The organism is Achromobacter sp. (assembly GCF_036567245.1).
Lineage (GTDB): Bacteria > Pseudomonadota > Gammaproteobacteria > Burkholderiales > Burkholderiaceae_B > Achromobacter.
Genome location: NZ_DATCUY010000294.1, coordinates 1 through 12,126, shown reverse-complemented (window position 1 = coordinate 12,126; position 12,126 = coordinate 1). Strand labels below are relative to the sequence as shown.

Genomic DNA, 12,126 nt, shown 5'->3' with positions numbered 1-12,126 from the left:
GCTCGCCCGCCAGCAGCGCGTCGGCGCCCGCGATGGCGCATTGCGCCGACCAGTAGGCCGAATGCCAGGTGTGCTGGCCGACCGGACAACTGCCGTCGGCCAGGTAGCGCGCGGCTTGCGCCAGCACGCCGCGCAGGGCGTTGGGCTCGCGCACGAAGACGTTGGAGACGACCTCGTCGCCCCAATCGTCGGGCAGCTGTTTCCAGGCAGTGTGCGCGCCTTGCAGGAAACGCAGGTAGTCCAGCGTGTGGACCGCCGAAATCGCGCCGGCTCCCCGGTCGGGCGGGGGCTGCACCGCGAAGCCCAGATTGCGCGCGGCCTGCGCCAGCGCGTCCAAGCGCGAGGGCACTTCCTGCGGAGTGCGCATCTTGCCGCGCGAGAAATAGGTCTGCGGGTGGTGCAGTTTCTGGTCGTCGTGGAAGTATGCCTTCATGCTGGATGACACCTGGTTGGGGGTTGACGCCGCGCCGGCCGGGCTTGCTGTTCCGGACGGGTGGCCAAGACGACGTTATACGGCGCCCGCGACAGGAACGAAAGCAGCATGTCGTGGGCCGCAACGGAATGGCCGGCATCGCCGCGATGCAATGCTTCGCGCTGCAATCAGCAAAATAGGACTGGACTGATTTCGGTTCATGGCGGCCGGTGGAACAATGAATTGGCCGGCAACTCGCCGCCTCTGCCGCCAGCCTTCTGCGTGCCACGGCACAGCCGCGGGCCCTCCGTTCATCGGGAACACTATGCTCAAATCCGCCCTGATTGTCGATCAAGACGAACTCCAACGTTGCGCGTTGGCGCGGATGCTGGGCAAGATCGGCGTGTCCGAAATGGCAATGGCGCATGACGGCGCTTCGGCGGTGGCGGCGATCCGGCAGCGGCAGTGGGACCTGGTCATCGTCGATCTCGACATGACCGACCGAACCGGGCTGCAGATGATCGATGCGCTGGCCGATGCCGGCGGTTGCTGCGGCATCGCAATCGCCAGTAGCCATCCTTCCCGCATTCTGCAGGCTGCGGCAAGCTACGCCAGGAACCGCGGCGTGCCCATCATCGCCGCTCTCGGCAAACCTCTGGAAACAGCCCGCCTGATCTCCTTGATCGAATTGCTGGAGCGGTCGGCACTGGCCGACGGAGCAGCCTCGCTGCGCATCGCGGCCGAGAGCCGCGGCGCGGTTCTGGCTGGCCTGAATCGGGAACGCCTGTTGCGCGCCTTGGCGCAGCGGGAAATCACGGCTTTTTTCCAGCCACAGCATTGCGCGATGACCGGCGAGCTGCGCGGCGCCGAAACGCTGGCCCGCTGGGCAGGGGACGAGGGCGCGATGGTGCCGCCGGCAGCGTTCCTGCCGGCCTTCGAGGCCGCCGGCCTGCTCGAACCCTTGACAGGCTATATGCTAGCGCGCGCTTTCGAGGCGCAGCGCGAACTCGGCAGTCGCCCGGATTGGGTCATCGGCATCAATGTGCCGGCAGTTGTCGCCAGCTCCATCAGGTGGGCTCAGGGCGTGGCCGACCGCGCCGAGCGAGCGGGCGTGGAGCCAGGTTGCGTTGTCATCGAGATCACCGAGGACGGCGGCGCGCGCTCCAATGGGGCGCTGGTCGGCGCCATCACGCAATTGCGGCTGCGCGGCTTCAGTTGTTCGATCGACGACTTCGGCACCGGCGATTCCTCGCTCGACCGCCTGCTGTGCGCGCCCTTTGACGAACTGAAGATCGACCGCGACCTGATCGCCCGAGCCGGGCGGCAGGGTCATGCCCAGAGTATCCTGGCCTGCACCATCGAAATGGCGCGGTCGCTGGACATGACGGTGGTGGCCGAGGGCATCGAAACCCATGAAGAGCACGAGATGGTGCGCGCATTGGGCGTGCAGGTGACGCAAGGCTATTTCCACGGCCGGCCGATGCCGCTGGACGCGTTCCGCCAATATGCGCTCAGCCAGGGCTTGAGCGGACACGGAATCCTGAGGATGTGTACTTCCGCCTGAGGCGTAAGACTGCGGCAGGCAGGAAGCCGGCCTGGCTCAGGATCCCGCCAGCACCACCAGTACCGCCAGGCACAACAGCACGCCGAAGGCCGCCAGCGCATAGGGCAGCAACTGCGCATACACGCCGCGCTCTGCGCCGCGGCCATGGGCCAGTCCGGCCGCGATCGACATCCGCACCGGCGAAAATATTCCCATGGACGTGCCGGACACATGCAGCAGCGCGGCCGCGGCGGGCACGCTCAGGCCCGCATTCAATGCCAGCGACAGCTGCGCCGGCATGAACAGGCTGTTGGGCGCGTTGCCGCTATTGGCCAGAATGCCGAATACGCCGGCCAGCACCGGCGTGATCAGGATGGTCCAGTCCTTCAGGCCTGCGAACAGGCCGTCGGCGTAGGCTTGCGAAATGCCCGCGCCGGCCAGGACCTCGGCCATCATGGCGAACAGGAATACGGAATACACGGCGTGGCGGCCCGTGGCCCAGGCCGCGCGCGCCTGGGTGGCGAGCAGGCCGCGCTGGCGGCATATGGCCGCCATCAGCACGGCGCCGATGATCAGCCAACTACCGGCATGCAGCAACGGCATCCAGCCTGGAAGGTCCGGAAACGGATTGAACGCGGCCAGTCCGCCCAGGCCGCTGTTCAGCCGCGGCATCAGGCGCGTGGCCACCAGCCACGCAATCATTAGGATGTAGGGCAGGGCCTTGCGCGCCGCGGCCATCATGCGTGGCCGGTCCGGCCGGCGGTCCAGCAGGAAGCGCAGCACGATGAGCGGACCATAGGCCGACAGCAGCGCGGTTTCCGGTCCCAGCAGCGCCGTCGCGGCGCTCAGCGCGGCCAGGCTGGCCATCATCCAGGCGGCCTCGCGCACATGCTCTCCGGGCTCGGCGCGCAAGCCGGCGCGGCTTGCGGTGCGCCAGTACAGCAGCATCCACAGCACCGTCAGCAAGGCCACCGGCACCATGCCGTACAGCGCCAGCTGCGTGGCCGGGACGCGCGCATAGGCCGAGGCCAGCAGCGTGCCGCTGCCCATTGCGCCCCAAGGAATCAAGGTCTGGCTCAGCAGCGCGAACACCATGGTCTCGCGCGGCTTCAGCTCCAGCGGCCGGATCAGCAGCACCGTTCCCAGCATGCCCACGCCAAAGCCGGTGGCCGACTCCGCGAACGGACCGACCAGGAAACAGGCGAAGAACAGCAGCCTGCGGCGCGCCAGGGGATGGGCCAAGGCGGCCCGGCCGCCGTCAGCCGCCTGGCCCGGCGCGCGTCCTTGCGCCGCCATGTTCCAGAACAGCAGCCCGCCCAGGATGTACGGCGTGATGATCCAGCCTATCCAGAGGCCGCGCTCCAGCGCCAGCCCGAGCTGGCCGGCGCTAAAGGGCGCGGGCGCGCTGTACAGCGCAATCGGTACCGCGGCAAGCAGGCCGAGGACTGCTGCGGCCGTCGTGTTCAGGCGCCCGCTGGCGATGGCGCCGATGACGGCCAGGGCGGGTAGGGACCACAGTAGATACATCATGGATTGAGCGTCTGCAAGGCGGAGTCCGGGACATGGCGTAGCGCGTAGCAGTGTATGCCGGGAGCGGATCCGCGGCGCTTCATGCCTGCCCGATTGCAGGGTCTTTTGGAAGATGCGGCAACCGTACGCTGCGTCCTGCGTCTGGAACGCAGGACGATGACAAAATGCCGCAACCTGCGGGGGCAGGTTCAGAAATCCAGCGTGGCGTGGGGCCAGCGCTTCTGCGTCACCAGCTCGCGGGCGACCTGGCGCAGGATCTCGACCACCGCCTTGGTGGCGCGCGAGGCCGGCCGGTCCGACGGGTGGGCCAGCATGCGGCGCAGGCTGAGGCCTTCGATCGGCTGGGCGGACAGACGGCCTTCCTCGATGTCTTCCAGCACGGTCGCGGCGAAATGCACGGTGACGCCGACATTTTCCTTGATGAGGCGTTTGGCGACTTCCATGGTTTCCACTTCCACCACCGGATTCAGATGCACGCCCGCGTGCGCCGCCTGGGCCTCGAGTTCGAGCCGCACGCCGGATTTGGCCAGGCCGGTCATCACCAGCGGCAGTTCGGCCAGGTCTCGAACTCCGATCCTGGCGGGCCGCGTCTTGCGCTGCGCGGGCGGGCCGATGAGGCACATGCCTTCGGTCAGGAAGGGATAGGTGAGCAGGTTGGCGACGGGAACCGGACCATTGAGCACGGCCAGGTCCACCTGGCCCTTGAGCAGCATCTCGTGCAAGGCGGGAGAGAAGGCTTGAACGAAGCGTAGCCGGACTTCCGGCAGCTGTTCATGCACCGCGCGGGTCAGGGGCACGGCCAGCGTCATGGCGAGTCCGGGGGAAATGCCGATGACGATGGGGCCGCTGGGATGGCGCTGCAGGGCCGACATGTCCTGCTTGAGCTGTTCCGCGTAACGCAGCAGAAAGGAGGCGCGCTCCAGCAGGAAGGCGGCTTCTTCGGTGGGAGACGCGCCGCGCGAGTGGCGCACGAAGAGCTGCACGCCGAGCTCTTCCTCGAGCAGCTGGATCTGGCGGGTGAGCGCGGGCTGCGCCACATGCAGGACGCTTGCGGCCCGGCCGAAATGCCCCTGATTGGCCAGAACGACAAAGTAGCGGAGTTGCCGCAGATCCATTTCTGTTCGTGCTCCCAGTACCAGAACGAGTCATAACAAAATTATATGAGAGTGGTAAGAAAATGGTAGTGGACGCTGTCTATGGCAGGGCTTTAACTTGCATCAGCCGCGAAAAAAGCGCAGCGAAATCTCTGTTTTAAGCTCATCTAAAAAAGGAATGACATGGATATCAACGCCCAGGAAATGGAAGCCACCCGCATCGCGCGCTGGGGCAAGGTCGAGCCCTACCGCGAGACCTTCATCGAAAGCCGTCTGCCGGGCATGAAGAAGAACATCTACAAGATCATGAACCGCGGCGTGCTGGAGAACAAAGGCGTGGAGCCGGCCATTCCCGGCAACCACCGCTTTGGCGTGACCTTCATCGAAATCCCCGTGGGGCAGGGCGCCAGCCTGCATGCCCACAAGACCGAGGAAGTCTTCTGCCCGCTGAACGGCCAGATGGAAGTGATCTGGGGCGAGAAGGGCGAACACTCGGTGATGTTGAACCAATGGGATGTGATTTCCTGCCCCATCGGCGTGATGCGCGGATTCCGCAATCCCAACCCGCATGCCCTGGTGGTGTATTCCGTGGTCGGCGGCACCGACGAGGAATGCGGCCGCATCGCCTGGCATCCGGACGTGGTGCGCGCTGCCGAGAACACCGGCCTGGTCTATGGCACGGACGGCTTCCTGAAGGAAAAAGCGGATAGCTGATGTCCGTGGATGGCGTCCACCGGCCTGCCCGTAACGCCATCGATCAGAAAAAAAACCGAGGAGATAATGGAATGAGCGATGCCAACGGCCAGTCCCGGCTGATAACAAGACGACGCGTGCTGCGGGCTGTTACCTGTACGGGCGCGCTTTGCGCGATCCCCGCGATTGGTCAGGCCAAGCAGCTCGTTCCCTTCTTCGGCAGGAGTTCGCGCAAGCCGGTGCGCCTGGTGGTGCCATTCGCCGCCGGCGGCACCACGGACATCGTCGCGCGCCTGCTGGCCGCGCAGCTGCCGGCCTACCTGGGCCAGACCGTGATGGTGGAGAACCGGCCGGGCGCCGGCGGCAATATCGGGGTGGCCTCGGTCGCGAAGGCGGAGCCGGATGGCGGCACGCTGCTGCTGGTGTCCTCTTCCTTCGTCACCAACCCGGCCATCGCTCGGGAGCGGCCCGCCTATGACCCGGTGCGCGACTTTGCGCCGGTCAGCCTGGCGGTCAGCTCTCCAGACGTCATTGTGGTGCGCGCGGAGAGCGGGTTAGCCACACTCAAGGACCTGCTGGACGCTGCCGCCCGCAATCCCGGCACGCTCACGTATGCCACGCCAGGCAACGGCAACAGCGTGCATCTGGCGGCCGAGCTGCTGTGGCGGCGAGCGGGCATAAAAGCCTTGCACGTGCCGTATTCAGGCGCCGCGCCCGCGGTGGTGGCCGCGCTGGGTGGCCAGGTCGATTGCGCCTTTTCCGCGCTGCCCGCGGCGCAAGCCTTCCTTGCCGAGGGCAAGCTCAGGGCCTTGGCGGTGGGCGGGGAAGAACGCTGGCCGGCGCTTTCCGGCGTGCCGACGATTGCGCAAGCCGGGTTCGCGGACTTCCGTTCCGAAACGATCCAGGCGCTGTTCGCCCCTGCGGGCACGCCAGCCGCCACGGTGGAACGCGTCAACAAAGCCGTGGCCGAAGTGCTGGGCAAGGAGCCGGTCCGCAAGCAATTGGACGGACTCGGATTCCGCGTGGTGGCCAGTTCCTCCGCGGAGCTGCAGGCGCGGGTGGCGCAGGAAGTCCCCAAATGGGCAGCCGTCGCGTCCCAGGCCGGGATATCGGCCGACTGAAGCGCGGCCCGCAAATTTCATTAGTCAGACTACAGGGTTGAATGTATATGAGTCATGCCAATTCCTCCGCGCAGACGCGCGCAGCCGGTGAGCCGCGCGCCATTCCCGCCACGCCGCAGGCGCTGCTGGAAGCCGTACTGGCGGTAAACCAGGCGCAGGATCCGCGCGCCCGCGAAATCCTGGATTCCCTGATCCGCCACCTGCACGCGTTCGCGGCGGACGTGAAGCTGAGCTACGAGGAGCTGCACCAGGGCCTGGACTTCATCGTGCGTGTCGGGCAGGCCAGCAATCCGCTGCGCCACGAAGGCATCCTGCTGGCCGACATCCTGGGCGTGGCCACGCTGGTCCTGCTGATGGATGCCGAGGGCGTGCTCGAAGCTGGCGGCACGGAGCCTGCCCTGATCGGACCGTTCTGGCGCGCCAACCAGCCCGTACTCGAAAACGGCGCCAGTATCGCCTCGGATGATACGGCTGGCGAGCGGCTGTTGGTGACCGGCCGCATCTGCACGCTGGATGGCCAGCCGTTGGCGGGCGCGCGCCTGGAGACCTGGCAGGCCGCGCCCAGCGGCTTGTACGAAAACCAGGATCCCGAGCAGGACGACATGAACCTGCGGGCCGTCTTCCTGACCGACGTGGACGGCCGCTTCTGGTTCGACAGCGTCAAGCCCGCCGGCTACGGCGTGCCCATCGACGGTCCCTGCGGCGACCTGCTGGCGCTGCAGCAGCGCAACCACATGCGGCCCGCGCACCTGCACTTCATCGCCTCGGCGCCCGGACACAAGGTGCTGACCACGCAGATCTTCGATGCCAACGATGCCTATGCCTACAGCGATGCGGCGTTTGGCGCGGTGGGCTCCCTGCTGAGAAAGTTCGAGCCTGCCGGCGACGGCACCTACCGCCTGGATGTGGAGCTCAAGCTAGAGCCGGGCGAAACGCGTTTGCCCAAGCCGCCGCTTTCCTGATTTCCCGCTTTCCATTTTGCCGCCAACCCCGGCGCGGCTCGTCGCGCCCCGGGCAGCCTCTGCCCGCAACAACCAGAATCCAGAGACAGACATGAGCAAGAAAACCCAAGCCCTGCGCGTGATCGAACGCGTTTCCAGCGTTGCCGATCTGCAGCCGACCCTGGTCGACATATCCGTGCCGCAGGCGCCGGCAGGCCATGCCGTGGTCGAGGTCAGCGCCGCGGGAATCAATCCCAGCGACGTCAAGGCGGCGATGGGCATGATGCCTTACGCGATCTGGCCGCGCACGCCCGGACGCGACTACGCGGGCAAGGTGATCGCCGGCCCCGGGGAATGGATCGGGCAGGAGGTCTGGGGCACGGGCGGAGACCTGGGCATCACGCGCGACGGCTCCCACGCCCGCTACCTGCTGTTGCCGGTCGCGGCGCTGGTGCGCAGGCCCGCGCACATACCCGCGGCCAGCGCGGCCATGGCGGGCGTGCCTTTCGTCACCGCCTACGAAGGCCTGCGCCGCGCTGGCCTGTCCGGCGTGGGCCAGACCGTGGTGGTATTCGGTTCGAACGGCAAGGTAGGGCAGGCCGCCATCCAGCTGGCCAGCCGCGCCGGCGCCAGGGTGATCGGCGTGGAGCGTGGCGGTGAAGGCTATGTCGGCCACGCGGTGTCGGGCGTGTCGGTCATCGATGGCAGCCGCGACGGGATTGCCCAGCGCGTCATGGAACTGAGCGGCCAGGCAGGCGCCGACATTGCCTACAACACGGTGGGCTCGCCGTACTTCGCCGCGGCGCTGGAATCGCTCAAGGTGGGCGGTCGGCAGATCGTCATTTCCACGCCTGACCGCAACGTGCCTTTCGACATCCAGGCCTTCTACCGCCGTGACCTGCAGCTGATCGGCGTGGACAGCCTGAAGCTGGACTCGACCCGCTGCGCCGCGGTGTTCCGCGAGCTGCTGCCTGGATTCGAGGACGGCAGCCTGCAGTCCTTTCCGGTGAGCCCGGACGCCGTGGTGCCGTTGGCGCGGGCCCGCGAGGCCTATATCAAGGTCCTGGAGGGCGCGCAGGACAGGCCCGTCCTCGCGCCCTGATCCGGCGCAAGTTTTATCTGGCCGATCGCCTGTCCGTCTTGGGCGATCGGTTTTTTTTCGCGCAGCAGAAGAACATCAGGAGACAAACCATGACACTGCATCGCAGGCATTTCCTTCAATACGCGACCGCGCTGGCCGGCACCGTGGGGCTGAGCTCCACGCTGCTGGCGCAGCCGGACTATCCGGCGCGCCCCATCAGGATGGTGGTGCCGTTCACGGCGGGATCGACCACCGACGTGATAGGCAGGACGGTGGCTGAACAGCTGGAGAAGAAGCTGGGCCAGCCGGTGGTGGTGGAGAACCGGCCGGGCGCGGGCGGCGTGCTGGGCGCCACCATGGTGGCGGGGGCCGCGGCCGATGGCTACACCGTACTGGTGCATTCCGCCGCGCATGTGGCGAACCAGTCGCTCTACGCCAATCTCAAGTACGACACGCTCAAGGACTTCGCGCCCGTGACCATGCTGGCGTCGATGCCGAACGTGATCGTCGCGTCGAACGCGCGCAACTTCAAATCGCTGAAGGACTTGGTGGAGCGCGCCCGCGCTGAACCGGACAGGTACACCTATGGATCGTCCGGCAGCGGCAGCGGCGCACACATTGCCGGCGAGAAGTTCAGGGCGGTGACTGGCATCCAGGCGATCCACGTGCCGTACCGCGGCACGCCTGAGGCGGTCAACGACGTGATCGCCGGCCGGGTGGACTGGTTCTTTCTGCCGCTGCCGTTGGCGCTGCCCATGGTCAAGGCCGGCAAGCTGACCGCCTTGGCGATCAGCGCCGATAGCCGTTCGCCGGCGCTGCCGGACGTGCCCACAACAGCAGAGGCCGGCTATCGCGGCGTGGATCAGCAATTCTGGGTGGCCATGTTCGTGCCGGCCGCGACACCGCCGGCGGTCCTGGCAAAGCTGCACGCCGGCACCGAACAGGCACTGCGCTCGGACACCACGCGTGAGCGCTTCGAGAACCTGGGCGCCGAGCCCGCGCCGATGCCGCAGAAGCAATTCGCCGAGCTGATCGGCCGGGAAATGGAAAGCACCGGCAGCCTGATCCGCGGCGCCGGCATACGCGTGGGCAATTGAGTCGGGGGTAGGGGGGGGATATGTCAATACTTAGAAGAATCGGCTTGCTGGGCGCCTGTGCGTTTGCCGGTCCGGCGCTTGCGCAATCGTCGTCGTTGACGCTGTTCGGCCATATCGATCTGAACGTGACCAGCGCCACCGCAGGCAGCACGTCCAAGATCGGCATGGATCAGGGCGGCTACATGCTACCCAGCCGCATCGGCATGCGCGGCACCGAGAGCCTGGGCAACGGCAACTCGGTCGGCTTCTGGCTGGAGGCGCCGATCCTGCCGGCTTCGGGCGGGCCGCAAGGCTTGAACTGGACGCGGCGCTCGACCATCAGCTTGAGCAACGACCACTACGGCGAATTGCGGCTGGGGCGGGACTACACGGCGGCATTCTGGAACGTGTCGTCGTTTTCGCCCTTCGGTACCGTGGGCGTGGGCGGCAGCAGCAACATCATCAAGGGCTGGCCCTTGGGGATGGAAGGCGCCACCACGCTCTCGCGCGCCAGCAACATGGTGGCGTACTTCCTGCCGAAGAAGCTCGGCGGGGTGTACGGCCACCTGAACTACGCACGCGAGGAAGACCTGCGCGGGGCCGATTACGCCGGCGGTCGGCTGGGCTACCAGTCCGGCCCGCTCAACGTCGCGGCGGCGTATGGCAGGACCTCCATGGGCGGCGGCGACCACTACGAAACGGCCACCCTGGGCGCCAGCTATGACTTCAGCGTGGTGAAGCTGTTTACCAACTACCTGCAGCAGAAGATCGGCTCGGACAAGCAGCACGTGACCCTGGCGGGCGCGTCGGTGCCTGTGGGCGGCGGCCATGTGAAGCTGTCGTATTCCCGTTCCACCCAGAGCGGCAAGTACGAAGGCGACGATGCGCAGCAGTTTGCGCTGGGCTATACCTACGCGCTCAGCAAGCGCACGGTGTTGTACACGGCCGCCTCGTTCATCAGGAACGAAGGCAATGCGGCCTTCGTCACCGGGGACGTCGCGCCGGAAGGCGTGCCGGGCGCCAACTCGAAGGGCTTCCAGGTCGGGATCAGCCACTCGTTCTGACCATGGCGCTGCGCGGCCCCGTTCGCAGGACGGGGCCGTGTTTTTTTTATCTGACCGCTTTTGCGGGCGCGGCTTGCAGCACGCCGGCATCATGGACCGCCTTGCCTCCCAGCAGCGTGAGCACGGAGTTGATGGCGTGGATCTGGTCGGCCGGCATCGTCAGGTAAGGCTGGTCCAGCACCGCCAGGTCGGCCAGTTTGCCGGCGTTCAATTGGCCGCGGTCGTCTTCGTCGAACGCCAGCCAGGCGGCCTGGCGCGTATAGAGAGCAAGCGCTTCTTCCCGCGTCAGCAGACTGTCCGGCTCGCGCAGCACGGTGGCGCCGATGGCGCGCCCGTGGACGTGGTATTCGACCGCCTGCCAGACGCCGGCCACGCCGATGCGCGTGGAGTCCGTGCCGCCGGCGACGGGCAGGCCCAGGTCCAGCGCCGTGCGTACAGGCGGGGAGTCCCGTTCCGCGCCCTTGGGATTTGCCTCGCGTATCGCCTCGCCCTCGAAGTACGGACCCATCTGCACCGTATAGGCCAGCCCCAGCCGCGCCATGCGTTCCAGCGTGCGCCGCGAGCCGGTGTTCAGGTGCGCGATCGACCAGCGCAGCGGACGCAGGTCGTGGTCGCGGCCGACTTCCTCGAACACGTCGAGGATGGCGCTGGCGGCATCGTCGGTGTAGGCGTGGATCTCCAGGGGAATGCGGCGTTCGGCGGCGTAGCGGGCGATGCGGGCGAGTTCCTGGCGCGCTTCTTGCGGGGGATTGAATCCCGGTCCCATGCGCACGCCGTCGTTCATGGCGGACACCAGGTTTTCGCCCAGTCCCAGGAATGCGAGCTGGCCATCGTCATGGCGCGGCGGGCGGAATGCCATGATGTCGCGGAACCATTGCGCCTCGCCGCCGGCGCGCATGGCCGAGATCCGGTAGCCAGCGCGCACCGTGAGCGCGCCGCGGTCGCGCAGCGCATAGAGCGGCTCGTAAGCTTCCGCGGCGCCGGCTGAGGGATCGATGAAGCCGGTCAGCCCGCGCGCATTCATGGCGCGCAGGAAAGCCTGCAGCCCGGCGGGACGGTCGGCGGTATGGCTCAGGCGCGCGAACAGCGCGTTGAATGGACCGATGCCGCCCTGCAGCCTGCCGGTGGCGCGGCCCTGGGCGTCGCGCTCTACCGTGATGCCGTGCAGTGCGGGCGGCTCGGCGCTGTCCAGACCCAGGGCTTCGATGCCGCGGCTGTTGAGCAGGGCGTAGTCATACAGGTATTGCACATAGGCGGGATGCGCGGGAACCGCAAGGTCCAGGTCGGCCCGCGTGGGCGCCCGGCGCTCGCGGAACTGCCGCGGATGCCAGGATCCGACCACGGCGACCCAATGGTCGCGCGGGCGTTGCGCCGCGTCGCGCGTCAGCCGGGCGAGGGCATCGGCCAGGCTGGGCGCGTCGTACCAGTAGGTTTCGAACGCGTAGGTCTGGCCGCCGCGGATGGCGTGGATGTGCGTGTCGATGAGGCCGGGTATCACCGTGCGGCCTTGCAGGTCCAGCTCGCGCGTGGCCGGGCCGACGTGTTGCGCCACGGTGTCGTCGCCGCCGACC

The 12,126-nt window shown here is 67.2% G+C and carries 10 protein-coding genes and 1 pseudogene; 7 read left to right on the top strand and 4 right to left on the bottom strand.

Annotated elements, in window-relative coordinates:
- A pseudogene (locus VIR09_RS13090) lies at positions 1-433 on the bottom strand (histone deacetylase family protein); the annotation flags it as partial.
- A 304-nt stretch (positions 434-737) separates the two neighbouring features.
- On the opposite strand from VIR09_RS13090, the gene VIR09_RS13085 reads away from it, so the two are divergent.
- Positions 738-1,976, top strand: a complete 1,239-nt coding sequence (locus tag VIR09_RS13085; protein ID WP_332013255.1) for an EAL domain-containing response regulator — start codon at positions 738-740, stop codon at positions 1,974-1,976.
- Positions 1,977-2,012: 36 nt separating this feature from the next.
- Here the strand turns inward: VIR09_RS13085 and VIR09_RS13080 are convergent, their stop codons facing one another.
- Positions 2,013-3,485: a hypothetical protein gene (locus tag VIR09_RS13080; protein ID WP_332013254.1), complete on the bottom strand. Its 1,473-nt coding sequence runs from the start codon at positions 3,483-3,485 to the stop codon at positions 2,013-2,015.
- 188 nt (positions 3,486-3,673) lie between these two features.
- The gene (locus tag VIR09_RS13075; protein ID WP_332013253.1) at positions 3,674-4,600 is read right to left on the bottom strand and encodes a LysR family transcriptional regulator; all 927 of its coding nucleotides are present in this window, start codon (positions 4,598-4,600) and stop codon (positions 3,674-3,676) included.
- A 162-nt stretch (positions 4,601-4,762) separates the two neighbouring features.
- On the opposite strand from VIR09_RS13075, the gene VIR09_RS13070 reads away from it, so the two are divergent.
- The 6 genes from VIR09_RS13070 to VIR09_RS13045 all read left to right on the top strand — a co-directional run bounded on the left by VIR09_RS13070 (position 4,763) and on the right by VIR09_RS13045 (position 10,555).
- Positions 4,763-5,293, top strand: coding sequence for a cupin (locus VIR09_RS13070; protein ID WP_332013252.1), 531 nt, complete (start codon positions 4,763-4,765; stop codon positions 5,291-5,293).
- Between the two features lie 71 nt (positions 5,294-5,364).
- Positions 5,365-6,393 carry a tripartite tricarboxylate transporter substrate binding protein gene (locus tag VIR09_RS13065; protein WP_332013251.1) on the top strand — a complete coding sequence of 343 codons (1,029 nt, stop codon included), beginning with the start codon at positions 5,365-5,367 and terminating at the stop codon, positions 6,391-6,393.
- Between the two features lie 47 nt (positions 6,394-6,440).
- A complete protein-coding gene (locus VIR09_RS13060) occupies positions 6,441-7,355 on the top strand; it encodes a dioxygenase (protein WP_332013250.1) in 915 nt (304 codons plus the stop codon).
- Positions 7,356-7,446: 91 nt separating this feature from the next.
- Positions 7,447-8,436, top strand: a complete 990-nt coding sequence (locus tag VIR09_RS13055; RefSeq protein ID WP_332013249.1) for a zinc-binding alcohol dehydrogenase family protein — start codon at positions 7,447-7,449, stop codon at positions 8,434-8,436.
- An 89-nt stretch (positions 8,437-8,525) separates the two neighbouring features.
- Positions 8,526-9,512, top strand: a complete 987-nt coding sequence (locus VIR09_RS13050; RefSeq protein ID WP_332013248.1) for a tripartite tricarboxylate transporter substrate binding protein — start codon at positions 8,526-8,528, stop codon at positions 9,510-9,512.
- A 20-nt stretch (positions 9,513-9,532) separates the two neighbouring features.
- The gene (locus tag VIR09_RS13045) at positions 9,533-10,555 is read left to right on the top strand and encodes a porin (RefSeq protein WP_332013247.1); all 1,023 of its coding nucleotides are present in this window, start codon (positions 9,533-9,535) and stop codon (positions 10,553-10,555) included.
- 46 nt (positions 10,556-10,601) lie between these two features.
- On the opposite strand, the gene VIR09_RS13040 is transcribed toward VIR09_RS13045, so the two are convergent.
- The coding region (locus VIR09_RS13040; protein WP_332013246.1) for an amidohydrolase at positions 10,602-12,126 on the bottom strand (1,525 nt) is incomplete at its 5' end.